The 24,530-nt window shown below is 62.6% G+C and carries 19 protein-coding genes; 6 read left to right on the forward strand and 13 right to left on the reverse strand.

The features are described from left to right. Window positions 1–41 precede the first annotated feature (41 nt). Together NLY33_RS00605 and NLY33_RS00610 are read left to right on the forward strand one after the other, a co-directional pair. On the forward strand, window positions 42–3,995 hold the full coding sequence (locus NLY33_RS00605) for an NACHT domain-containing protein (RefSeq protein WP_156932573.1): 3,954 nt from the start codon (window positions 42–44) through the stop codon (window positions 3,993–3,995). Between the two features lie 519 nt (window positions 3,996–4,514). After that, entirely contained in the window at window positions 4,515–4,781 is a 267-nt protein-coding gene (locus NLY33_RS00610; RefSeq protein ID WP_245261064.1) for a helix-turn-helix transcriptional regulator, read from the forward strand. A 117-nt stretch (window positions 4,782–4,898) separates the two neighbouring features. On the opposite strand, the gene NLY33_RS00615 is transcribed toward NLY33_RS00610, so the two are convergent. The 6 genes from NLY33_RS00615 to NLY33_RS00640 all read right to left on the reverse strand — a co-directional run bounded on the left by NLY33_RS00615 (window position 4,899) and on the right by NLY33_RS00640 (window position 11,245). Then, on the reverse strand, window positions 4,899–6,155 hold the full coding sequence (locus NLY33_RS00615; RefSeq protein ID WP_023707953.1) for a tyrosine-type recombinase/integrase: 1,257 nt from the start codon (window positions 6,153–6,155) through the stop codon (window positions 4,899–4,901). A gap of 318 nt (window positions 6,156–6,473) precedes the next feature. After that, window positions 6,474–8,036 (reverse strand): glutamine-hydrolyzing GMP synthase, encoded by a 1,563-nt coding sequence (gene guaA / locus NLY33_RS00620; protein ID WP_023707954.1) that lies wholly within the window; start codon window positions 8,034–8,036, stop codon window positions 6,474–6,476. A gap of 55 nt (window positions 8,037–8,091) precedes the next feature. Then, window positions 8,092–8,760 (reverse strand): 5'-methylthioadenosine/S-adenosylhomocysteine nucleosidase, encoded by a 669-nt coding sequence (locus NLY33_RS00625; protein WP_023704460.1) that lies wholly within the window; start codon window positions 8,758–8,760, stop codon window positions 8,092–8,094. Window positions 8,761–8,887: 127 nt separating this feature from the next. Continuing rightward, window positions 8,888–9,346: a PaaI family thioesterase gene (locus tag NLY33_RS00630; RefSeq protein ID WP_023701303.1), complete on the reverse strand. Its 459-nt coding sequence runs from the start codon at window positions 9,344–9,346 to the stop codon at window positions 8,888–8,890. An 84-nt stretch (window positions 9,347–9,430) separates the two neighbouring features. After that, window positions 9,431–9,883, reverse strand: coding sequence for a TspO/MBR family protein (locus NLY33_RS00635; protein ID WP_023704461.1), 453 nt, complete (start codon window positions 9,881–9,883; stop codon window positions 9,431–9,433). 72 nt (window positions 9,884–9,955) lie between these two features. Beyond that, a complete protein-coding gene (locus NLY33_RS00640; protein WP_023704462.1) occupies window positions 9,956–11,245 on the reverse strand; it encodes an RsmB/NOP family class I SAM-dependent RNA methyltransferase in 1,290 nt (429 codons plus the stop codon). Window positions 11,246–11,564: 319 nt separating this feature from the next. On the opposite strand from NLY33_RS00640, the gene NLY33_RS00645 reads away from it, so the two are divergent. Next, window positions 11,565–12,242, forward strand: coding sequence for an MIP family channel protein (locus NLY33_RS00645; RefSeq protein WP_023681822.1), 678 nt, complete (start codon window positions 11,565–11,567; stop codon window positions 12,240–12,242). A gap of 64 nt (window positions 12,243–12,306) precedes the next feature. On the opposite strand, the gene katG is transcribed toward NLY33_RS00645, so the two are convergent. After that, the gene (katG, locus tag NLY33_RS00650) at window positions 12,307–14,502 is read right to left on the reverse strand and encodes a catalase/peroxidase HPI (protein WP_023704463.1); all 2,196 of its coding nucleotides are present in this window, start codon (window positions 14,500–14,502) and stop codon (window positions 12,307–12,309) included. 140 nt (window positions 14,503–14,642) lie between these two features. Here katG and NLY33_RS00655 point away from each other — a divergent pair, with 140 nt between their 5' ends. Next, window positions 14,643–15,551, forward strand: coding sequence for a hydrogen peroxide-inducible genes activator (locus NLY33_RS00655; protein ID WP_023704464.1), 909 nt, complete (start codon window positions 14,643–14,645; stop codon window positions 15,549–15,551). 107 nt (window positions 15,552–15,658) lie between these two features. Here the strand turns inward: NLY33_RS00655 and NLY33_RS00660 are convergent, their stop codons facing one another. From NLY33_RS00660 to hisS, 5 genes are all read right to left on the reverse strand, one after another. After that, the gene (locus NLY33_RS00660) at window positions 15,659–16,762 is read right to left on the reverse strand and encodes a calcium:cation antiporter (RefSeq protein ID WP_023704465.1); all 1,104 of its coding nucleotides are present in this window, start codon (window positions 16,760–16,762) and stop codon (window positions 15,659–15,661) included. Between the two features lie 95 nt (window positions 16,763–16,857). Next, the gene (locus tag NLY33_RS00665; protein WP_023704466.1) at window positions 16,858–18,618 is read right to left on the reverse strand and encodes an AMP-binding protein; all 1,761 of its coding nucleotides are present in this window, start codon (window positions 18,616–18,618) and stop codon (window positions 16,858–16,860) included. A 230-nt stretch (window positions 18,619–18,848) separates the two neighbouring features. Further along, the gene (gene hisG, locus NLY33_RS00670; protein ID WP_023701298.1) at window positions 18,849–19,550 is read right to left on the reverse strand and encodes an ATP phosphoribosyltransferase; all 702 of its coding nucleotides are present in this window, start codon (window positions 19,548–19,550) and stop codon (window positions 18,849–18,851) included. Beyond that, a complete protein-coding gene (locus NLY33_RS00675; RefSeq protein WP_023704467.1) occupies window positions 19,547–20,668 on the reverse strand; it encodes an ATP phosphoribosyltransferase regulatory subunit in 1,122 nt (373 codons plus the stop codon). Before NLY33_RS00675 ends, hisG begins: the two co-directional genes overlap by 4 nt. A 172-nt stretch (window positions 20,669–20,840) precedes the next feature. Continuing rightward, window positions 20,841–22,346: a histidine--tRNA ligase gene (gene hisS / locus NLY33_RS00680; protein ID WP_023724007.1), complete on the reverse strand. Its 1,506-nt coding sequence runs from the start codon at window positions 22,344–22,346 to the stop codon at window positions 20,841–20,843. 203 nt (window positions 22,347–22,549) lie between these two features. Here hisS and NLY33_RS00685 point away from each other — a divergent pair, with 203 nt between their 5' ends. Next, window positions 22,550–22,792, forward strand: coding sequence for a hypothetical protein (locus NLY33_RS00685; RefSeq protein ID WP_023704469.1), 243 nt, complete (start codon window positions 22,550–22,552; stop codon window positions 22,790–22,792). A gap of 127 nt (window positions 22,793–22,919) precedes the next feature. On the opposite strand, the gene NLY33_RS00690 is transcribed toward NLY33_RS00685, so the two are convergent. Then, window positions 22,920–23,558: a DNA-3-methyladenine glycosylase I gene (locus NLY33_RS00690; protein ID WP_023704470.1), complete on the reverse strand. Its 639-nt coding sequence runs from the start codon at window positions 23,556–23,558 to the stop codon at window positions 22,920–22,922. A 209-nt stretch (window positions 23,559–23,767) separates the two neighbouring features. Between NLY33_RS00690 and NLY33_RS00695 the strand changes: the two genes are divergently transcribed. After that, window positions 23,768–24,511 (forward strand): L,D-transpeptidase, encoded by a 744-nt coding sequence (locus NLY33_RS00695; protein ID WP_023686831.1) that lies wholly within the window; start codon window positions 23,768–23,770, stop codon window positions 24,509–24,511. The last annotated feature ends 19 nt before the right edge of the window (window positions 24,512–24,530 follow it).

Consider the following 24,530-nt stretch of genomic DNA (forward strand, 5'->3'; position numbering starts at 1 on the left):
GCGCCCGCTCAGGCTTTGTGTTTTCGTTGGGACAGGAAACCATGACCATTAGCCACGGAACAAAAGGCCCGGCCGCAAAGCCTGGTCCGGTTAAGCAACCCAATAAGCCGCCGGCAGCTGGCGCGGCGCCAGGTTCTGGAATGAACTTTCAGGCGGCGGTGACAAGCATCGCCGCCGTGCATCTGCTATTTGCCACTCCCATCGGATGGCTGGCAGGTATCGCTGATGACACTCCGGTGGCGGTCTGGGCGGAGACCCATGGTCCCGGCGACGATGTCAGGATCGAACTCAAGAACGGCCTTCCGATCGAGGTACAGGCCAAGAAAGGGCTGTCACGAGGTGGCGCGCTCTGGGATACACTGCTCGCGTTGGCGAACGGCATTCACGGCAAGACGATCGCCTTCGGTGTTCTCGTCGTGGCACCGGATGCGAGCGGAACGATTCAAAACGATCTTGCCAAGGACATCCTGAAACTGGGCGGGGGGCGAACGGACGGCCTGTCGGACATCGGGGAAGATTTCGTCCGTCGCCTTATGGCGGCGAAGCTGCCTGTGGCTACGTCCTGCGCACACCTGCGCATCCAGGTCGTACATGCTCTCGATTCTGATCGGCTCAGCGTCGATTCAGCTCAAGATCGCCTTCGTTCACTGTGCGTAATACCCGCGGATGCGGTCAGCGCCTGGAATGCTCTCTATCGCGGCGCGATGAACCTAATCGAGCACAAAGGGCGTTGGGAGGTCGGCCACCTCCAGCGGCTCCTTAGCAGCAGTTCCATCGCTCTGCGACTCGAACAATCTACCGCAGGAATGTTGCAGACGCTTTGCAGGTGGGTCACAGGGCAGTGCCAATTCTTCTCTCTGCCCGGCCTGAAGAAACAGCTGCCACTTTCAGATCTCCTACCAATGCAGACTCTCCTGCAGAATGACGTGGCGAAAGCAGTAGGTCCCGCGGAAGCGCTCGAAAGATATCATGCCAGTGGCAGAGATGCGCCGCGGCAACGTAGCGAGGCCTTCGACGCCGAGTTCACCGGGCTCTTTCACAGGCACTCAGTCGTCATCGCAGGACCCGGCCTCGGGAAATCGACTCTCATCCTTCAACTCGCGCGTACTTACGCGAGTATGGGATTTCCAGTGCTTCGGGTATCGCTGAAGTCGCTCGCTGCGTCGGTGCGGGCCGGCGCGTCCTTTGAGGAAGGTCTCTACAAATGGGGCCTTGATTCCGCGCCCGTCAGCGTTGCCGATTTTGAGGCGGCGAGACTCACTGACCTCGTGGTTCTTGCCGATGGGCTCGATGACTGTGGTGACCAGCACAATCCGATTGGCGACGCGCTCGCGGCGTTTGCAAAAAGCCACCCGAACGCCCGCATCGTCGTGACCACAAGGCCGATCGGCTATGAAACGCAGGCGCTCCTGCGTTGGCGTCACTATGACCTAAATGCGCCGGACGCCGACAAGGGCGCATCCAATCTTGGCGCGCTGGTGAAAGCCGCTGCCTCGACCGATGAACTGAGGAACTCAGCCAGCGAAATCGCCAAGCGCGAACTCGGACGAAGCAAAGCCGCCGCAACGATCGCCTCAAGTCCGCAACTGCTGGGGATGGCTGCTTCCCTCATCGCCACCGAGGCGGCACTGCCGGTTTCCCGCGCTGCCCTGTACGAGCGCATGATTGCTTTGCTGTCGAAGAAGTCGCGCTATGCCGACGAGTCCGTCGGCGAGACCGTCCGGCAGCGCGTGATGGAGATCGTGGGGTGGATACTTGTCCGCGATCCGATCGCCAGCACCCAGTCGATCATCGATGAGTGTTGCCGCATCATTGCTCCCGAACTCGGGGTGACGCCGCTCGCGGCCTCCAGGCAGGTCGAGTCGGCCATCGGCTTTTGGGAAGCAGGTGGCCTGATCGAACGGCTCCGCCATTCGGGAACGACTCTGATGACTTTCATCCACAAGAGCTTCGCCGAGTACGCCGCGGGTCGCTACCTCGTCGGCCTTGAAGGGACCGAGCGAGCGTCACAAATCGAAAAGGCAGTAGACGACGCATCTTGGAGCGAGGTAATCGGCTTTGCAGCGGGCATGAGTGTGGGCGATGAGATCGCCCGGCTTCTCGTGGCGCGGCAAGCGAGCGGCACACACGGTCAGATTCAGCGCGCTGTTGCCCTTCTGACCGACCCTGACGCCGAGATCACCGACTCCTACGCTGCAATTCTTGTCTCGGCTGCATTCGAAGCCGCGATCCGCGGGAACGATGAAGGCTTTGAGATTGGCATGGCCCTGGTCAGCCTTGCTCGCACACGTCCCAAGTTGGCCGGTCCGGCGGCTGGCAAGTATCTTGACGACGACGACGCGGTAGCTCGGTTGGTTGGTTGGGCTGCCGCCGTAAATGCAGGGCCGGAATGGTTCGACGCAACTGCGCTTCGGCGGGTACTCGCCGCACTTACCGCGGAGATTGTGCTTCCGCAACGAGGCTCTCTGCTGGGAGGATTGAGGCTAATCCTCCGCAAGGATCGCGATCTCTTGCAGGAGGTTGCCCTTGCTGCCCTGCGCATGGTTCCCGACGGGGAGGCTGAGGAGTTTTTGGCGACGGCCCTGGCCGGCGAGGCATTTCAAACCGTCGGCTTTCTCAGCAAGGTGGAGACAGAACTCGAGCGCCGCGGCCTGGCCGAGGTCAGGAAGCCATGGGCAAAAGGGTTGGAGAGCATGGCTTGGGCGGTCGGCAAGGTTGCCGATCCCTGGACCAAGGGCTCGCGTGCCACCCTTCAGGGCGTCGTCGATGCCCTCAAGACAGATACCGCAGCCGGTGGGTCGATCTCCGAGACCTATCCCTACGTTGCCAGCTTGCTGCGACTCGCCGGATTCTACGACGTCATCGCGGGTGATGTTCTCGCCTGGACACTCGCCTATGACGCTGCGGGGGTCAAAGAGGCACTGCGACTGCTGGCAATCGCCGGTGCCATGCCGGCCGACATGCTCGAAGCCGATGCGTTGGGTCTTTCCAATCATCTCGCAACCGAACCAGACAAGGGTATCTTCAGCTTTGGCTTGCCGTCGGTCGATTTGCCCCCTTTGGCTTGGGAGAGGATTACTGCGGCCAGGCCCGATCGCGAGCTCTTGCTCAAAGCTCTTGCGCACAAGTCTGAATGGTTGGTCGAGGTGGCCGCGAGTGCGCTTGAGGCCGATCCGCCGGCTCTCGTCGATCTTCAGGCTCGCCTAGCTGGAGCTAAGGATCTGGAACTCGCGGGCCTCGCCCATGTGATTGTCAGTCGCTATCCCTCGTTCGCCGTGGAAACCTTGCTTCCGGTTTTGAGTGGCCCGCCACGGCCCGGTCTCGAATATGTTCTCAGCAGCCTTGCGTTGCTCGATAGCGATCCAAGCGACAGCCTCCTGCTCGCTCTCGCGGAAGTGCTTGTCGGGAAGGATGTGCATGTGGCTAACTCGGGAGCCAAGCTCGCGCTCGAGCTGGTAAAACGCCAACGTTTCGCTGACAACGAGCTCCTGCAACGATCTTTCGAGCATTGGAAAATTCATGAAGAGCCCTACCCGAAGTCGGCTGGTGTTGTCCCCCGCAGCCCAAGACCGTATCTTCTGGAAGCTCTGCTTCTTCTGGACGCGATCGACCATGGAAAACTCGTCGATCTTGTAAGCGACCCGCGATCCGACATACGGGCGCTCGCCGAATCACATTTAGAATCGCGGATCCGCGCGGCACCAGCGCTTCAGAGCCTTGCAGTCGACGCTTTGTTGCGCCGCGCCGTGCCCCCCGCATTCGCTGCAAAGCTCGTTTCCAGAATCACTTTCGACCCGGATCATGTCCGTGCGCTTTCAGTGCTTCTCTCCGATCAGGATCCGCGCTGGCGCCTGACAGGCATGAACCTGCTCGTCTCGCCGCCTATGCAACCCGACGAGGTCCACGCCTATGCCTGCAGGCTGGAACATGATCCTGAGATCGAGATACGCGAAAGGGCACGCAAGCTGCTTAAGAGCACACCGCCGACGCCCTAGACTAGGCGCCCTCACTTGCTCGCGCTCCCATTTCGAGAGACTTTTCGCCGGTGATGCGCACTCTGGCGCGCCGCGACGATTGTGAGCCCTTCCAAACGCAAAAACCGCCCTGGTTAGACCGGGACGGTTATTGATTTATGATAGAATTGGTTGCGGGGACCCGATGTAAGTGTGCAAACGGCCTATAACGTCGAGTTAGCAAAGGAATTCGGTGGCAGCACTGTATTGACGGTATCCCTCTCCCGAATCGAACCCCCGAGAACCTTGGCCTCGCCAAGGAAAGTCCGAAACGGTCGCTGCTCTCGCCCAGGAGCGCGGCGCTTGGTCGAGCATCCCTTTTATAGGCCGAAGCAATTCGCTGCTTGCCCCTGGGACTATGTCACTTCCCAATCGTGTGTTGAGGTCTCAGCATGAGGCGAAAGTTCATGTGATCGGGCGGTCACCGTGTTGGAGGTGGAAGTGGACAGGTCAAATTCGCATGCGTCAGGGCAGCCACTAGGTATCTCTGCGGCTGAACAAATCCCCAGCAGCGTTTCGCCGAAGCAAACAATTCGGCGACCCGAACTGCGCAAGATCGTCCCGTTGGCCGACACCACCATCTACGAAATGGAACAGCGGGGTGAATTCCCGCAACGTTTTTATCTGACGCCGCGCTGCGTGGTCTGGAATCTGGCTGAGGTCGAGGAGTGGATCGAGAAGCGTCGGCGTACTTCGAATGCTGCCGCAGTCAAGCGTGCGCCATCCCCCGATGTACGTCAACGCAAGGCTCGGCCAGTCAAGCGGTAATTCTACTCGGCCAAGTCCGTGCTTATTGGTGACGCAGTGCTGTGAAAAGCAAGTGTGCTGACCATTAGCGTCCTTTCCGCAACGACATGCTCGGGACTTGGCGGAACGTACTCCCGTCTAGATTCTAGCCTCCGGTGCGATTAGCTGCATGCTTGGCGGATAAAGCGTCGGCTGATGCTTTCGGCCGTCAACCCATGCATCAATCATGTCGGCCCACTCCTGCAGCATGTGTCGACGCTGTTGCCCATACTCGGCCTTGTTGTAGACACCACGGGAGGAGTGGCCCTCCTCATGGGCAAGACATTTCTCAATCCAATCCCGGTTGAAGCCCAATTCGTTCAGGAGTGTGGAGCCCGTGCGACGCAGGTCATGAACAGTGAACGGCTCGAGCGGAAGGCCCTCTTTCTTGGCACGCAAGACGACTGCAGTCGTGATGCGATTAAAGGTAGCGCGGGACATCGGTGCATCGGCGTCGTAACGCGACGGCAAAACGTAGCGCGAATTTCCTGCGCAGGTCTTCAATGCAATCAAGATGTCGAGCGCCTGCTGTGAGAGGTAGACGTTGTGTGGTTTGGAGCGCTTCATCCTCTCCTTGGGGATAGACCAGAGCGCATTTTCGAAATCCACTTCATCCCAAACCGCGTCCTGCAGCTCACTCTTTCGAACCATCGTCAACAAGATCAACCGCAACCCCAGGCGGATAGTTGGGATCGTCGGCACGTGATCAAGTTGCTTCAGCATCGTCCGGATTTCAGGCGGAGAGAGTGCCCGATCTTTCGGTACGAAGGTTGCGATCGATGCCGGGCCGACATCGTCAGCCGGGTTGGATGTTTTCTCGCCGTGTAGAATAGCGAAGCCGAAGATCTGCTTAATGATGTCACGCACGTGAATGGCGGTCGCCGGGGCTCCACGATCTTTCACCTTTGCGCAGAGCGCGCGCAAATCATCGGGCGAGATCTCGTTGAGAAGCCGATTCTGCCATACAGGTATGATGTCTCGATCGAAGATCGCGCGCCGCATGGCGCGCGTGCTGTCCGCCATCTGCGCTTCCTTGAACCAGCGATCGCCGAACTCACCAAAGCTCTTGGCCTCCTTCAGGCGGCGCTTGTCGCGCTGCTTTTCCTGAGCGGGGGAGATGCCATCCGAGACGATCCGGCGCGCGTCGATACAGAGCTCCCTGGCCCGGGCAAGCGAAATGCCATCTGGCCCATGTTTTCCAAGCGTTAGCGTCTCCCGGCGCCCATTGATGCGATAGTCGTAACGGAAGGTAATTGAGCCCGAAGTTTTAACGACCACATACATACCGTCGCGGTCTGCAACCTTGTAATCTTTATTCTTTGGTTTCAGGTGCTTAAGCGCTGCGTCCGTTAGCACAATGCTCTCCTTCCAGCTCAAAATTCAACCAAACGGCGGGCCAAAATACCGTCAGCCAAAAATTGGCTCACGCGACACCTGTTTTGCTTGTAATTTCCGCCACTTAAGTGGCAAAAAAATACCGTCATGGACCGATCTGGCCTGACGGTACTGTGGTTTTCGGCTGAGGACAAGTGACGGGCATACCGTCAAAAATACCGTCAAAAGGACCCGTTTGCCGGCGATTGACGGCGATAGACCACGAAGCCTTATCCAAGCACAATCAATGAGTTAGTTAGACATTTCCGATAGTTAGCGATAGACGGCGAAGGACGAAAATCATTCCCACTCGATGGTGCCTGGCGGCTTTGACGTCACGTCGTAGACGACGCGGTTGATGCCGCGGACTTCGTTGATGATGCGGGTGGCCGCCGCGCCGAGGAAAGCCATGTCGTAGTGGTAGAAGTCGGCGGTCATGCCGTCGACGGACGTCACGGCGCGCAGGGCGCAGACGAATTCGTAGGTGCGGCCGTCGCCCATCACACCGACGGTCTGCACCGGAAGCAGCACGGCGAAAGCCTGCCAGATGGCGTCGTAGAGGCCGGCCTTGCGGATCTCGTCGAGATAGATGGCGTCGGCCTCGCGCAGGATTTCGAGCTTTTCGCGGGTGATACCGCCGGGGCAGCGGATGGCAAGGCCTGGTCCAGGGAACGGATGGCGGCCAATAAAACTTTCGGGCAGGCCGAGTTCCTTGCCCAGTGCCCTCACCTCGTCCTTGAACAGTTCGCGCAGCGGCTCGACCAGCTGCATGTTCATGCGCGCCGGCAGGCCGCCGACATTGTGGTGCGACTTGATGGTCACCGACGGGCCGCCGGTGAAGGAGACGCTCTCGATGACGTCGGGATAGAGCGTGCCTTGCGCCAGGAAATCGGCGCCGCCGAGTTTCTTGGCCTCTTCCTCGAACACTTCGATGAACAGCCGGCCGATGGTCTTGCGCTTCTTCTCGGGGTCGGACTCGCCTTCCAGCGCCGAGATGAATTTTTCCGACGCGTCGACCAGGATCAGCGGCAGATTGTAGTGCTGGCGGAACATCGCCACCACGCCGGCGGCCTCGTCCTTGCGCATCAGGCCATGGTCGACAAGAATGCAGGTCAGCTGGTCGCCGACCGCTTCGTGGATCAAAAGTGCGGCGACCGATGAATCCACGCCGCCCGACAGCGCGCAGATCACCTTGCCCTTGCCGACCTGTTTGCGAATTGTCTCGACCGCATGCTCGCGATAGGCGCGCATCGTCCAGTCGCCTTCGATGCCGGCGATGTTGTGCACGAAGTTTCTCAGCAGCCTGGCGCCATCCGGCGTATGCACAACTTCCGGGTGGAACATGATGCCGTACATCTTGCGCGCGACGTTGCCGAAGATGGCGAAAGGCGAGCCTTCCGACTTGCCGAAGACTTCGAACCCCTTGGGCAGCGAGATGACGCGGTCGCCATGGCTCATCCACACCTGGTGGCGCTGGCCTGGCGCCCACAGGCCCTCGAACAGCGGGCTGTCCTTTTCGATCTCGACGAAGGCGCGGCCGAATTCGCGATGGTTCGAGCTTTCGGCGACGCCGCCCATCTGCACGCAAATGGCCATCTGGCCGTAGCAGATACCGAGCACAGGTACGCCGGCATCGAAGACGATCTGCGGCGCGCGCGGGCTGCCGATGTCCGATGTCGAGGCGGGACCGCCCGACAGGATCACGGCTTTCGGATTGATGCGCTTGAAGGCAGCTTCGGCCGATTGGAACGGCACGATCTCGGAAAACACGCCAGCCTCGCGGATGCGGCGGGCGATGAGTTGCGTAAACTGGCTGCCGAAATCGACAATCAGGACTGTATCGGGATGATTGGCTGTCGTCATGGCGAGCCTTTAGAGAAAGAAACGAGTCGGCGCAATGGGGTGCGCAACCCGACTTTCAGAGCGGCGCCGACTCTTGCCCAGGCTGCTCCTTGTGTAGCGTGCCGGAGCCGATGGCCTGTTCGAGCCGAGCGACCGCATCCGCCAGCTTCTCGTCGATGACATGCAGATATTCGGTCCAGTCGCCAACGTGGCGCAGATCGGCTGCACCGTCTGAAATGCCGCGCAGGCCGATAAGCGGGACATCGAACAACTGGCAGGCGCGCAGGCAGGCGAAGGTTTCCATGTCGACCATATCGGCGGCGATGGCGTCGTAGGCGGCGCCGGTGATGATGGCGCCGCCGGTCGACAGGCTGGCTTCTTTAATGCCCGGTATCCTGAATGATAGCGGGACGGTCACCGGCAGGTCGAGGAACGGCGTCGCGCCTTTTTCGAAGCCTAGCGGCGAAGCGTCGATGTCGCGATAGCTGACCGAGACCGCCTGGTAGATTTCCGTCTGCTCCAGTGTGCGGCTGCCGGCGGAGCCGAGCGAGACGACGAGATCGGGCAACGCCTTCTCGGATTTCAGCCATGACAGTTCGGCGCCGAGCCGCACACCTGCCTCTACCGGGCCGACGCCCGTCATCAGCGGCGTGAACAGTTTTTGCAGATGCGGACCGTACTCGGCCTGCGCCGCCATGACGAAGAGGACGTCCTTGCCGCCAATTCGCGACACTTTGCCGGTCATGAATTCGACTCCCTCGGCTGCGGAACAAAAAGGGCGGTGCTCTCGTCGGCTGCCGGCCCTTCGCTATGGCTCCGGGTCGCTCGAAAAGCCAATTTGGGGGCTTTTCGTCGGTTACACGGACCACTCCTCATCCCGCTATCCCGTCACGGCCAACCACCGTCATCATCGTGCCGGTCATGGTCGCGATCAGCTTGGCCTCGCCATCGGCGGCAAAGGCGTACGCCTGGCCATCGGCGACAATGATGGTGCGGCCGGGTTTGGTCACCGAGCCGCGGAACAGGAAGCGTTCGCCCCGGCCGGGCGCCAGGAGGTTGACCTTGAACTCAATGGTCAGCACGCCGGAATTTTCCGGCATCAGCGAAAATGCGGCATAGCCGCAGGCCGAGTCCAGCGCCGTCGAAATCACCCCGGCATGCAGGAAACCGTGCTGCTGGGTCAGTGCCTGGGAATAGGGCATTTCGATCTCGATGATGCCCGGCGTCACAAGCGTCAGTTCGGCGCCGATGGTCGCCATCGCCTGCTGGCGCGCGAACGACGCCCTGACGCGGTCCTCATAATCGGGTGCGGGTACGATCTTTGCTGCCATGGCCATCGCCCTGATTTATCTGCAAAGCTTATCGCAGACGCCTGAACGCCACGCAAATGCTTTTGCTGCACTGCAGCAAAGCACTCAGTTCAACAGGAGCAGCGACGCGTTGAGCAAGGTGGCGAAGGCTACCCACGCGGCATAGGGCGCAAACAGCCAGCCGGAAACCCGGTCGCGGTTCCACACCGTGGCTATGAACAGCGCAATGCTGGCGAGAAGAGCCAGGATCACGACCAGTGCCGGCCCCATCTGTTTGGCGCCGAAGAAAGTCGGCGACCACGCGAAGTTCAGAACAAGCTGGAGGGCCCAGATCTTCATCGCGGCGGCTGCTCGTTCCCGCTCCCATGTCCGCCAGCCGGCCACGGCGATCAGCACATAGAGGAGCGTCCAGGCCGGCGCGAAGACCCAGTTGGGCGGGTTGAAGGGCGGCTTGGCGAGCGAGGCATACCATTCACCCGGCAGCGTCGCATAGCCGATCAACAGGCCGCCGCCGAGCACCAGAAGGAGGAAAAGCAGAAGCGACACATATCTTTGCAAGAATTCTACCCCGTCTGGCGGCCGACGCCGCGCATCTGCAACTGGCGCTATGTCAGCCTGTCAATCGGAGCGTCAATTCGCCCGACGCAGCGCACAGAAATGGAACCCGTCGGTGCCGCTCAGAGCCGGCGACAGCGAGATATCGCTTGTCTTGCCGATCCGGGCGGCCGCTGCGTGACCGGGGAAGCTGGCATCCCAGAGCGCGCGATGATCGACCGGAACGAAGCCCTTGTGCCGTTCGCGAAAGGCGGCGACCTGCTCGCCATTCTCCTCGTCGAACACCGAACAGGTGATGTAGACCAGCAGGCCGCCCGGTTTGACATAGGCATTCGCCGCATCGAGGATCGCCGACTGCTCGCCCTTGCGGGCATCGAGCTGTCTTTGCGTCAGCCGCCATTTGGCGTCTGGACGGCGCCGCCAGGTGCCGCTGCCGGTGCAGGGCGCATCGACCAGCACGATGTCCATGTGGCCTGCGAGGGGGCTGAGCTCAGCCGGCTTGGTGACAACCTGGACGTTGCGGTTTTCCGAACGGCGGATGCGGTCGAAGATCGGCGCCAGCCGCGCCTTTTCGGCATCATGGGCGAAGACCTGACCTTTGTTGGCCATCGCCGCAGATAGCGCCAGCGTCTTGCCGCCGGCGCCGGCGCAGAAATCGAGCACCTGCATCCCGGCTTGCGCGCCGGCAAGGGTTGCAACGATCTGCGAACCCTCGTCCTGAACCTCGAACCAGCCCTTTTGGAAAGCCGGCTCGGCCTGTACGTTGGGGTGCCGGCCGTCGCCGTCGATGGGCGGGATGCGAATGCCTTGCGGCGCAATAGCAGCTGCCTTGGCGCCGGTGTCGGCGAGTTCCGCCAGCACTTTGGCGCGGTCGGACTGCAGCGTGTTGACCCTGATGTCGAGCGGCGGGCGGGTCGCCAAAGCCGCCCCTTCCGCAACCCAGTCTGCGCCAAAGGCTCGTTCGAACAACGGCGCGCACCAGTCGGGTACGTCCGCCCGCACTGCCTCCGGCGCGTCTTCAGGCCGGCGCTCGGCCAGCGCCTGCAACTCGGCGGCGCTGAGCAACGGTGGCGCGAACTTGTCGCCCTCGAGCGCATCGTTGAGCGACTGCGGCGTCTGGCCCCATTCGATGAGCAGCGCGCCGAAGCCGATGGCGCGGGGCGTGTCTTCACCCAAAAGCCAGCCGGCGGAACGTTTGTGGCGCAGCGCGTCGTAGACGATGTTGCCGATCGCCGCGCGGTCGCCGCCGCCCGCAAAGCGATGCGACAGGCCCCAATCTTTCAGCGCATCGGCCACCGGCCGGTGGCGCCGGCCAATGTCGTCCAGCACTTCAATGGCTGCCGCCAGCCGTCCGCCCAGTCGCATTCGTCATTCCATCTATCGAGCACAGTATCTTTCGGCCTGCTCTTAGAGCGTTTCGCGTCGAGATTGAACCCCGCTTGAATTTCGCGGCGACGAGGCCTTCCGCTCGCGGCCGACGATTTTCCCCGCCGGCAAATGTCTGCACGCCGGCGATAACAAATCTCAAATATATGCAAGGTCTCTAATGTTGGTAACTGGCCGCCGTAAGCACGATCTGTGGCGCAATTGCTCTGCTTTCCAAGCTTTTGCGTTGGGAATACTCTTTGCGCCATGATTCGCGGCGCGGAAAAGCGGACCGACGGATCGATACGAGGAGAGGGCAATGAAAACGTATCTTGCGGAAGTTCTAGGGACATTTCTATTGGTGTTTATCGGCACGGCGTCGGTGGCGACGGGTGGCTTTCTCGCCGACTTGCCGCTGGGCCAGGAAGCCATCGGCCTGGCGTTCGGCATCGGCCTGATTGCGGCGGCTTACGCGGTGGGTCCCATCTCAGGCGCACATCTCAACCCGGCCGTCACGCTCGGCGTCTTCCTTGCCGGCCGGCTGCCGGCCAAGGATGTCATTCCTTACTGGATCGCGCAGATCATCGGCGCCATTCTGGCCTCGCTGGCGCTGTGGATCATCGTCTCCGGCCAGACCGGCGGGCACACCACCGGTTTCGGCGCCAATGGCTGGGACGTGGCGAAATGGGGGACGAGTTCGGCCTTCCTATGGGAGCTGATCGGCACCTTCACCTTCGTCACCGTCATCCTTGGCGTCACCGCCGAGAAGCACTCGACGGCGTTCGCCGGCCTGGTCATCGGCCTGACGCTGGCCGGACTGCACTTCGCAATGATCCCGGTGACCGGCACCTCGCTCAATCCGGCGCGTTCGATCGGCCCGGCGCTGTTTACCGGCGGCGCAGCCCTCAGCCAGCTCTGGCTGTTCATCGTTGCGCCGCTGATCGGCGGCGCAATCGCTGGCGTCGTCGCCAAGGCACGCATCTTCGAAAAGGACTGATTTCGAAGCCTGCGAAAACGAAGGGCGCGGGCCTCGGCCCGCGCCCTTCGTTTGGGAGGTTGTATCAGGCAGCGATGTCGAAACGGTCGGCGTTCATCACCTTGGTCCACGCCTTGACGAAATCGCCAACGAAATTCTGCCCGGCATCCGCCGACCCGTAGACCTCGGCCAGCGCGCGCAGCTGCGCATGCGAGCCGAAGATCAGGTCGGCGCGCGTGGCGGTCCACCTGACCGCCCTGGTCTTGCGGTCGCGTGCTTCGTAGACCTCATGCGAGCCCGGCTCGGAGGCCGGATCCCAGATGGTGCTCATCGAGAGCAGGTTGACGAAGAAGTCGTTCGTCAGCGTGCCCGGCCTGTCGGTCAACACACCATGCTTCGAGCCGCCGGTGTTGGCGCCGAGCACGCGCAGGCCACCAACCAGCACCGTCATCTCCGGCGCCGTCAGGTTGAGCAGTTGCGCCCGGTCGACCAGCATGGCTTCGACCGACATGGGCGGTTTGCCACTGACATAGTTGCGGAAGCCGTCAATTTTCGGCTCGAGCGCCGCAAAGGAATGGACGTCCGTCTGCGCCTGCGAGGCGTCGGTGCGGCCGGGCGTGAAGGGGACCTTCACCGCATTGCCGCCATCCGTTGCGGCTTTCTCGACCGCGGCGACGCCGCCGAGCACGATGAGGTCGGCCAGCGAGACCTTCTTGCCGCCTGCGTTGAACTCGTTCTGGATGGCTTCGAGCTTCGCCAGCACGGTAGCCAGTTCGACAGGCTGGTTGACCTCCCAGTCCTTCTGCGGCGCCAGGCGAATGCGCGCGCCATTGGCGCCGCCGCGCTTGTCGGAGTTGCGGAAGGTCGAGGCCGAGGCCCAGGCGGTCGAGACCAATTGCGAAACGCTGAGGCCCGAAGCCAGGATCTTGGCCTTCAGCAATGCGATGTCCTGGTCGCTGACCAGCTCATGGTCGACGGCCGGAACCGGATCCTGCCAGATCAGCTCTTCCTTCGGCACCAACGGGCCGAGATACCGCACGACCGGCCCCATGTCGCGATGGGTGAGCTTGTACCAGGCACGGGCGAAGGCATCGGCGAACTGCTCCGGATGCTCATGGAAGCGGCGCGAGATCTTCTCATAGGCCGGGTCGGCCCGCAGCGCGAGGTCGGTGGTCAGCATTGCCGGCGCATGACGCTTCGAGGGATTGTGCGCGTCCGGCACCGTAACCGCGCCAGAGCCGCCCTTCGGCGTCCACTGATGGGCCCCGGCCGGGCTCTTGGTCAGCTCCCATTCGAAGTTGAAGAGATTGTCGAAGAAGTTGTTGCTCCACTTGGTCGGCGTCGTCGTCCAGGTAACTTCGAGGCCGGATGTGATCGCATCGCCGGCAATGCCGGTGGCATGCTTGCTCGACCAGCCGAGGCCCTGCGCCTCGATGCCCGCGCCTTCCGGCTCGGCGCCGACCAGTGTTGCATCACCGGCGCCATGGGTCTTGCCGAATGTGTGGCCGCCGGCGATCAGCGCCACGGTTTCCTCATCGTTCATTGCCATGCGCGCGAAGGTCTCGCGGATGTCGCGGGCTGAGGCCAGCGGATCCGGCTTGCCGTTCGGCCCTTCCGGGTTGACGTAGATCAGGCCCATCTGCACCGCGCCGAGATGGCCGTGCAACTCACGGTCGCCGGAATAGCGCTTGTCGTCGAGCCACTTGGTTTCCGAACCCCAGTCGACATCCTGCTCGGGCTCCCAGACATCGGCGCGGCCACCGGCAAAGCCAAAGGTCTTGAAGCCCATCGATTCCAGCGCGACGTTGCCGGTGAGAATCAACAGGTCGGCCCAGGAGATCTTGCGGCCGTATTTCTGCTTGACCGGCCACAGCAGCCGGCGCGCCTTGTCGAGATTGGCGTTGTCCGGCCAGCTGTTCAGCGGCGCGAAACGCTGCTGGCCCGCACCGGCGCCACCCCGGCCGTCGCCGATGCGATAGGTGCCGGCGCTGTGCCAGGCCATGCGGATGAACAGCGGCCCGTAATGGCCGAAATCGGCCGGCCACCAATCCTGCGAATCCGTCATCACCTTGTGCAAATCCTCGATCACCGCGTCGAGGTCGAGCGTCTTGAACTCCGCGGCGTAGTCGAAAGCTTCGCCCATCGGGTCCGAAAGGCTCGACTGCTGGTGGAGAACGCCGATGTCGAGCTGGTTCGGCCACCAGTCGCGGTTGGTCCTGGCGGAGGTTCCATGCGCGACCGGGCATTTGCCGGCGCTGTTGTCGTCGGTCATCGCATCCATCTTGGCCTCCGAATTGCTGATTTATGTGTTGTTTTTTCCGGGCCGGCCGGGAGCCGCGCCACTCTGGAATGGTTCCAGACTAAGCCGTCTCTTCGATAAAAACAAATTGCCTTTCCTGTTTGTTGCGATAGGTTTTCCTTATGATTGGCTTGACCGTGCGGCAGATGCAATATTTCGAGGCTTTGGCGCAAACGCTGCATTTCGGCCGCGCCGCAAAACTCGCCGGCGTCAGCCAGCCGGCGCTGTCCGCGCAGATCGCCGAGATGGAGCAAAGGCTGAACTGCCGGCTGTTCGAGCGCGGCGGCAAGACGGTGCGGATGACGGAAGAGGCGCAAGCGCTGCTGCCACGCATCGAGCGCATCCTGCGCGACATCAGTGATGTCGAGACGACGGCCCGGCGCGGCCGCCCGGCCATGGAAGGCCGCTTCCGGCTGGGCATCATCCCGACCGTGGCGCCGTATCTTTTGCCGCATGTGCTCCCGGAGCTGAAGCGGCATTTTCCGTCCCTGCAGCTCGAACTGCGCGAAGCAGTGACGGCATCACTGGTCGAAGACACGGCAACCGGACGGCTCGACGCCTTCATCGCCGCGCTGCCGCTCGAGCAGCCGGGCCTGGTCACCGAGGAACTGTTCGCCGACCGCTTCTTCCTCGCCGTGCCAGCCGGAGATCCAGCCTTCGCCTCGCCACCGGTGCCGCCGGAAAGCCCGGCGCTGGAGCGGTTGATGCTTTTGGAGGAAGGCCACTGCCTGCGCGAACAGGCGCTGGCCCTGTGCGGCAGCGTGCGTCCCGTAGCGATGGCAAGCTACGGCGCCACCAGCCTGACGACGCTGCTGCAGATGGTGGCGCATGGTCTCGGCGTCACGCTTATCCCGGAAATGGCGGCGAAGCCGGCCAGCGCCATGCCGGACCTCAGGATCGTGCCGTTCCAGGAGCCAATGCCGCAACGCACGATCTGCCTCGCCTGGCGCCGCAACAAGGTGCGGCATGATGAATGCGTGGAACTGGCGAAGATCATTCGGGGGTTGGATGCGGCGGTGCTGGGTGTGTGAGTCGTTCGGGTCTTAGATGGCGCCTTGGGAACCCCGAAAAGAAACTCAAATCAGGCGCGTTCGAGAATACCCGCCTTGATGGTTGGTCGCCAGATCGCACCAAAGCCTCAAGGGATAAATACCAGAAATACATACGTAAAAAACACAACGGCATGGACGATTCCGGTCAGGAAGGTCGTCCTTTCGTTGCTAAAGCTTACGCCGCATATGAAAAGCGCTAAAACCAAAAGTACGGCGTCAGCTTCCGGGAGCCCCAGGGTCAACCCTCGTCCCGTAAGCAGGCTGGCTGCTGCGACCGCAGGTATCGTCAAACCAATCGTGGCGCAAGCCGAACCCATTGCGACATTCAGGCCGCGCTGCAGCTCATTGTTGAGTGAAGCGCGAACCGCCGAAATGGCTTCCGGCATCAAAACCAGACCCGCGATCATTGCCCCCACAATGCTGTCAGCCTGGGTCACCTGGTAAGCAACGAGCGCATTTTCAACACTTGCGGCGACCTGCTCGGCGAGCATGACAATTCCGATCAGTCCGATTACCAGGAGCAGAGCGCTGGAAGAGATGCTTTTGTGAGGGGCGGTTCGCGCCGAAAGGTCGTGTGCCAGTCCTTCGATGAAATCGTCCCGGTGCCGGACTGTCTGCGCGAACACAAAGCTTGCATAGAGCAGCACGGAAAGAACGCTTACCAGGCCAAGCTGAGCTGCCGAAAATGTGCCGGGATCGGTGGTCCGCGTGTAGGTCGGCAGGATAAGCGTCATGACGGTCAGTGCGGCCAAAACCGCCAGATATGCGCTGGTCCCTTGCCGGACAATTGCCTGCTTGCGATGCCGCCAGCCGCCAAACGTGAGACACATTCCGACAACGCCGGTGGAGGCAATCATCACTGTCGAGAAGACCGATTCACGTGCAAGCGTGGGGTTGTTCTCTCCATGCAGCATCATGGAAACGATGATCGACACTTCGATTGCCGTCACGGCAAAAGTCAGCACCAATGTGCCGTAAGGCTCCCCCACACGGTGGGCCACCGCCTCGGCGTGATCGAGCACCACGAAAATAGTGATGAACATGATCGCACTCGAGAGCGCTCCGACGAGAATCCTGACGCTCGGCGAACCTTCGTCCACCGATAGCCCGCTGACTCTGACCGCAACGGCCAGTGCCAGCGCGGCCAAAGGCATCGCATAGGAAGTCGCTGATCGTGCGAAACCAGTCATTCAAGCCCCAATGCGTTCGGCGAACCTTGCGGAAGCCTGTCGAGCACCCCAATGTCGTTTCGAAGCCCGGCAGTCCCGTCCCCGGCGTTCAACCCTCAAGCCGTCTTCTGCACCACCAGCCCCAGTTCCTCCACCATCGCTTCCCGCATCAGAAACTTCTGCGGCTTGCCCGTCACCGTCATCGGCAGTTCGGTGCGGAAGCGGATGTAGCGGGGGATTTTGTAGTGGGCGATCTGGCCGGCGCAGAAATTCTTGATCTCCTGCTCGGTGGCGATCTGGTTGGGCTTCAGCACGATCCAGGCGCACAGCTCCTCGCCATATTTGGCGTCGGGAATGCCGAACACCTGCACCTCCTTGACCTTGGGATGGCGGTAGAGGAATTCCTCGACCTCTCTGGGATAGACGTTTTCGCCGCCGCGGATGACCATGTCCTTGACCCGGCCGACAATGTTGCAATAGCCCTCGGCGTCGATGGTGGCGAGATCACCGGTGTGCATCCAGCCGTCGGCGTCGATCGCCTCGCGGGTTTTTTCCGCGTCGTCCCAGTAGCCTTTCATGACGGAATAGCCGCGGGTGCACAGCTCGCCCGGCGCGCCGACGGCGACGGTGGCGCCCTCGGCGTCGATGGCCTTGACCTCGACATGCGGATGGATGCGGCCGACAGTGGAGACGCGTTTTTCCAGCGGATCGTCGACGCTGCTCTGGAACGAGACCGGGCTGGTCTCGGTCATGCCGTAGGCGATGGTCACCTCTTCCATATGCATCAGCGTCACCACCTTCTTCATCACCTCGATCGGGCATGGTGAGCCCGCCATGATGCCGGTGCGCAGGCTGGAGAGATCGAAGCTGGTGAAGTCGGCGTGGTCAAGCATGGCGACGAACATGGTCGGCACGCCGTAGAGGCCGGTGCAGCGTTCCTGCGCCACCGCCTTCAGCGTGGCGCCGGCGTCAAAACCCTCGCCCGGGAAAACCATGGTCGCGCCCTTGGTGACGCAGCCCATCGTGCCCATCGACATGCCGAAGCAGTGATAGAGCGGCACCGGGATGCAGAGCCGGTCGTCGACGGTGAGCCTGATTGCCGCGGTGACGAAATTGCCGTTGTTGACGATGTTGGTGTGGGTCAGCGTCGCGCCCTTGGGCGCGCCCGTCGTGCCTGATGTGAACTGGATGTTGATGGCTTCGCCCGGCTTCAGCCCTTCGGAGATGCGGTCGAGGCTGTCATGCTCGTCACGGCCGGCCATCGACAGCACGTCGGCGAAATTGAACATGCCGGGCGAGTTGTCATCGCCCATGCGGATGACGATCTTCAGCGCCGGCAATTTCTGCGCCTTGAGCTTGCCGGGGGTGGCCTTGGCGAGCTCCGGCGCCAGCGTCTCGATCATGCCGAGATAGTCGGAGGTCTTGAAACTGGCGGCGGTGACCAGCGCCTTGCAGCCGACCTTGTTGAGGGCATATTCGAGCTCGGTCAGCCGGTAGGCCGGGTTGATGTTGACCAGGATCAGGCCGATGCGAGCGGTGGCGAATTGGGTGACCAGCCATTCCCAGCGGTTGGGCGACCAGATGCCGACACGGTCGCCTTTTTCGAGGCCGAGCGCCAGGAAGCCGGCGGCGAGCGTATCGACCGTGTCCGACAATTCGCTCCAGGTGAAGCGCTTGTCCTGGCCGACGAAGACGGCAGCATCCTGCGTGGCGTATCTGCCGACCGTGTCGGAGAAAAGCTGGGGGATCGTCTTGTCGAGCAGCGGCGGGGTGCGCTCGCCGGAGACATGCGCGCGGCCGTCGAGCGGGGCGATGAACGCCCTGCCGCGCCCGCGCAGATTGGTGGCGTTCTTGAGCTCGTCGAGATTGATCGCCATCGCCTTCTCCTCCCGATGAGTGAGCCTAGCAGCCTGATGGGATGGTGGAAAGTAGAGGCGGTTCCCCTCCCCCTCGCGGGGAGGGTGCCTCGCGAAGCGAGGCGGTGGGGTCCTCGGCGAAGTGCTCGACTTCCTTGCTCACGGTCGACCCGGCTTGGGTCGTCTCGCGTCGAGCACTGCCGGAGCGACCCCACCCGTCCATCCGCCTTTGGCGGCTGTCCACCCTCCCCTCAAGGGGGAGGGAGCGCGCTCATCTTCGCGGCTATTTCCCGCACTAGCGCCTCATCCGCAGCAGCACGATCTTTCCTGGCAGCCACGAGGCAGGCCTGCGACTTCAGCACAACCCCATCGGCCAGCACCTTGAGATGGTTGGCGCGTAGGGTCGAGCCGGTGGTGGTGATGTCGACGATGACATCGGCAAGGCCTGCCGCCGGCGCGCCTTCGGTAGCGCCGAGGCTTTCGACGATGCGGTAAACCTGGATGCCGTGCTTTTGCGAGAAGAATTGTTGCGTCAGCCGCCAGTATTTGGTTGCGATCCTCAGCCGCCTGCCGTGGCGCTGGCGGAAATCGGCGGCGACATCGTCGAGATCGGCCATGGTATCGACGTCGAGCCAGATGCCGGGCACCGCGACCACGACATCGGCATGGCCGAAGCCGAGGCGAGCGACGATTTCGGCGCGCGCTTCCCAGTCGGCGAGGTTTTCGCGCAGCAGATCCTCGCCGGTAATGCCGAGGTCGACCGAACCTTGCCCAATCTCGCCGGCGATTTCGGACGCCGACAGGAACGCCACCTCGATGCCCTCAGTGCCGTCGATGCGGGCGCGGTACTGGCGCTCATCGCCGGGCAGGCTGACGGCAAGCCCGGCCCTGGCCAGTACCTCCAAGGCCTGCTCCTTGAGCCGGCCTTTCGATGGGATCGCCAGCGTGATCATTGCGGCTCTCCCCGCAGCGCTTCGATGCGGTCGAGCCAGACGGAGAAGCCGACGCCGGGGATCGGCGTCTTGGCGCCGAGCAGGGTCAGCAGCCGGTCGTAGCGACCGCCGCCGGCCAGCGGCCGCTCGCCACCAAGTGCTGCGATCTCGAAGACGATGCCGGTGTAGTAATCCAGCGGACGGCCGAAGGCAGCGTCGTAGCGGATCGTCTTTGCAGGCAGGCCATGTGCCTCGATGGCTTTGGCGCGGGCGGCGAATTTTTCCAGCGCCGCGCCCAGCGAAAGCCCGGCAGAGGCCGCAAAACTTTCGAGCGCAGCACTCGCGCCGTCGAGCGGCACGTCGATGGCGAGAAAATCCCTGAGCGCCGCAAACGCTTCGTTCGACAACCGCACGCTGCGCAGTTCGGCCTTTTCGATCAGCCGCCGGGCAATGTCCGCCGGCGCGCGCCCGCCGGAGCCCGACAGGCCGGCCCCTTCCATGCCGCCGGCGATGTGGGCGGAAAGCGCTTCGAGATCGCCATCGAGCACAAGGGCCGCGACATCGCCGTCAAGCTGACCGTTGCGCGGCGGGTTGGCGAGATCGGCGAGTGCTGCCTGCAGCATCGGCGCCGAGCCGAAGGCGCGCGCAAGCCGCATGCGCCAGCCGCGCGGCAAGCCGAGTGCTGCCAGCACCGCCTCGAAGATGGTCTGGTCGCCGAGCGTGATCGCAAGAGGTTGCGCCGGCAGCACCAGCTGCAGCAGCGCGTGCGCATCGGCCAGCGAACGCGCATCGGCCTCGGCTGTATCGCGGTCGCCGAGATCCTCGATGCCGGCCTGAAAGAACTCGTTGCCGCCCTCGCGGCGCTGGCGGAACACTTCGCCGAGATAGGAATAGCGGCGCGGCGTGCCGGCCTGCGAGGCGATGTGGTCGAGGCAGACGGGGATGGTGAATTCGGGCCGCAGACACAGCGTCTTGCCGGTCTCGCTTTCGGTGAGAAAGATGCGGCGGCGCAGATCCTCGCCGGCCATATCGAGGAATGGGTCGGCCGGCTGCAGCACCGCGACCTCAACCGCATGGGTGTTGCGGGTGGCGAAGAGCTTGGTGATTTCGGATGCGATGGCGGGATAGCGGGAGGTCATGCGTGGCGCGAGGCACCCCCCTCTGGCCTGCCGGCCATCTCCCCCTCAAGGGGGGAGATTGGCAGCTCGGAGCGCAGCGCCTCTTCTTCAACGCCGGAGATTGGCGAAACCATGCGCGACATCCAATCTCCCCCCTTGAGGGGGAGATTGCCGGCAGGCCAGAGGGGGGCGTTCAAGCGCCACCCTTCGCACGGTCAGCGGCCTGCACCGCCAAAATCTTCCTCACCTCGGCGACCAGCTCTCCCTCCGCCACCGTCACCTGCGCCGGGCGGGCAGCCCGCCATTCAGCGTTGTCGGCGATTTCAGCGGACATGCGCGCGCCTTCGATCAGATCCTTGATCTGCAACTCGCCCTTGGCGCGCTCATCGCCGCCCTGGATGATCGCGACCGGGCTACCGCGGCGGTCGGCGTATTTCAGCTGCGCCTTCATGCCGGCGCCGCCGAGATACATTTCGGAGCGGATGCCGGCCGCGCGCAGATCGGCCACCATCTTCTGGTAGCGACCGAGGCTTTCCGTATCCTTGTCCATCACCAGCACGACGACCGGCGCGATGACATCGGTGGTGTCCAGCTTGCCGAGGTTCTTCAGCGCCGTCATCAGGCGGGAGACGCCGATCGAAAAGCCGGTCGCCGGCACCGGCTCGCCACGGAAGCGCGAGACCAGCCCGTCATAGCGGCCGCCACCACCGACCGAACCGAAGCGCACGATCTGGCCGTCTTCGTTGGGGATTTCGGCCAGAAGCTCGGCCTCGAAAACCGGGCCGGTGTAGTATTCGAGGCCACGCACGACGGAGCGGTCCATGGCGATGCGATCTTCGCCATATCCGGCCGCCCTGACCAGGGCTTCAATCGTCGCGAGCTCGCCGACGCCTTCTTGGTAAGTCGAGTTCGAGCTCACTATGGAAACCTGGTCGACCTGTGCGTTCCTTGCCGTGGCGAGAAGAACTGCTTCAGCTTGCCCGTCGTTCAAACCAGCGCCCTTGGCGAAGTCGCCCTCGCCTTCCTTGCCGCCATCCCATCGGCCCGGCCCAAGCAGAAGCTTCACGCCTTCCGGCCCGAGCTTGTCCAGCTTGTCGATGGCGCGCAGCACGGTCAGCCGGCGGCCGGCATTGTTGTCACCGCCAAGGCCGATCGCCTCCAGCACGCCGTCAAGCACCTTGCGGTTGTTGACGCGAATGACGTAGTCGCCGCGCTTGATGCCAAGCGCTTCCATCACGTCGGCCATCATCATGGCCATCTCGGCGTCGGCTGCGACGCCCGGCGTACCGATCGTGTCGGCGTCGAATTGCATGAACTGGCGGAAGCGGCCCGGGCCGGGCTTTTCGTTGCGGAACACCCAGCCGGAGCGGTAGCTGCGATAGGGTTTCGGCAGCTTCTCAAAATTCTCGGCGACGTAGCGCGCCGTCGGCGCGGTCAGGTCGTAGCGCAGCGACAGCCACTGCTCATCATCGTCCTGGAAAGAAAATACGCCCTCATTAGGCCGGTCCTGGTCGGGCAGGAACTTGCCGAGCGCATCGGTGTATTCGATCAGCGGCTGGTCGGCCGGCTCGAAACCGTAGAGCTCATAGACCGAACGGATCGTCGCCATCATCTTCTCGACGGCGCGGATATCGTCGGCGCTGCGGTCGGCAAAGCCGCGCGGCAGCCGCGCTTTCGTCTTTTCCGATTTGTCGGCCATGGGATGGGTCTTTTCGCTAAGTAATCGATGACTTATTTGGAGTCGGCGTGTCCTAACCGAAGCGGCTTGGTGCGGCAAGGGTTTGCGCTCTTTCCTTCTCCTTCGAAACAAAACGCACCAAAAGGAAACAATTCCGCCATCGGCGCGGCATCGTGCCGACACAATCAGAGCCGATAAGCGCGCCGAAACAAAGGGTTGGGGCCATGACTGCGGCACGCAAATTCGATATCAGAGACGACGGCTTGCATGAAGTCCGGCTGCGGCCGGCCGAGAGCCGTGCGCAGGTGACGGCGAGCCCCGGTCCGTTTGAGGTCACTGCCGACGAGCGCAAGGGTTCGACCATGCGCGAGGCGCTGATGACTGGATTGCTGGTGATTTATCCGGCCTTTGCGGCACTGGCGGCGATTGTCGCCGGGTTTTTTCTGACGGGCGCCAGCGGGACGTGAGTTCCTTACCCTCCCCCTTGTGGGGAGGGTCGACGCGTAGCGTCGGGGTGGGGGTGCGGCGCCAAGATACCCCCACCCGCGCCTTCGGCGCGACCTCCCCACAAGGGGGAGGTAGGGGGACAGCGCCCTACTTCGGCCTCTTAAAGGCCTTGCGTTCCTTCTCCACCTGCTCCCGGCAAACACACCCCTCGAGATGGTCGTTGACCAGACCCATCGCTTGCATGAAGGCATAGACCGTCGTCGGTCCGACAAAGCTCCAGCCGCGCTTTTTCAACTCCTTCGAAATCCTGATCGAGACCGCTGTCGTCGGGTTGGCCCGCAGGTGGGCGAGGTCGACGATCTCCGGCCGCTCCTCCGGCCCCGGCTCGAACTTCCAGAACCAGGCGGCCAGCGAGCCGAATTCATCCACCATTTCGCGCGCGCGTTTGGCGTTGTTGATGGTCGAGACGATCTTGCCGCGGTGGCGGATGATGCCGACATTGGCGACCAGGCGCTCGACATCCTCGTCGGTGAAGGCAGCGACCTTGTCGAAGTCGAAACCGGCGAAGGCCTCGCGGAAATTCTCGCGCTTGCGCAGAATGGTCAGCCAGGACAGGCCGGACTGAAAGCCTTCCAGGCAGATTTTTTCGAACAGCCTGCGGTCGTCGGCGACCGGCCGGCCCCATTCATGGTCGTGGTAGTGCAGATAGTCCGGCAGATTGCCGTGCCAGAAGCAGCGCGTGATCCCGTCGGAGCCGGTAAGCAGTCCGGTGTTGTCTTGCGCCATGGCCAATCCATCCGTTAACGCGCTTTCGCGCTGCATTTACCGCGGCTTTACCAGATTCCTGAACCCGACGGTAACCACACCAAAAGGTTTACTGACAAAGCGGCATTTTACGCATTCCGATTCATGTTTCGGTTGCCGCTTCGCGCCAAGGATCGCGCAACCGGGGGCAAGTTCCGCCTCCGTCCGTTCGACGATCAAGGTGCGTTCCGATGAAGATCTTTTTGCGTTCCGTGCTCGGCGCCGTGGCCATTCTGGCCGCCGGCGTCACCTCTTCTGCCGCCAACGACCGCTATGCCGACAGGCCGCCGGTGATGGTGAGCCCCGACCTTTCCGCACCCTGGGTGCTGCAGCTTGGCCGGGCGCCCGGCATCGTGCGGCAGAGCCGACAGGTGGTCCAGCAGCCGCGACTTCGCTATGCGCAGCCGGCGCGACCCGATCGGGTGCGCACTGCTTCCGTGCAGGCGCCGGCCAAGCGCGTGGTGATGCGGCCGCAGATCAATCCGCTCTACCTGCCGCAGGAAGTCGCCTATGACGGCCCGCAGAAGCCGGGCACGATCGTCATCGATACGACGCAGAACTTCCTGTTCCTGGTCGAGAAGAACGGCAAGGCGCGGCGCTATGGCGTCGGCACAGGCAAGCCTGGCTTCGAATGGTCTGGCACGCACAAGATCACCAACAAGCGCGTCTGGCCGGACTGGCGCCCGCCAGCGGAGATGATCAAGCGCGAGGCCGCCAAGGGCCGCTACCTCCCGACCTATCTGGCCGGCGGCGAGGAAAACCCGCTTGGCGCCCGCGCGCTCTATCTCGGCACGACGGAATACCGCATCCACGGCACCAACCAGCCATGGACCATCGGCGGCTCGGTGTCTTCCGGCTGCATCCGCATGCGCAACGAGGACGTGGTTGACCTTTACGAGAGGGTCAATGTTGGAACGACCGTGGTCGTGATATAATCGGCTACCGAATCATCTG

The sequence above is a fragment of the Mesorhizobium sp. C432A genome (assembly GCF_030323145.1).
Taxonomy (GTDB): domain Bacteria; phylum Pseudomonadota; class Alphaproteobacteria; order Rhizobiales; family Rhizobiaceae; genus Mesorhizobium.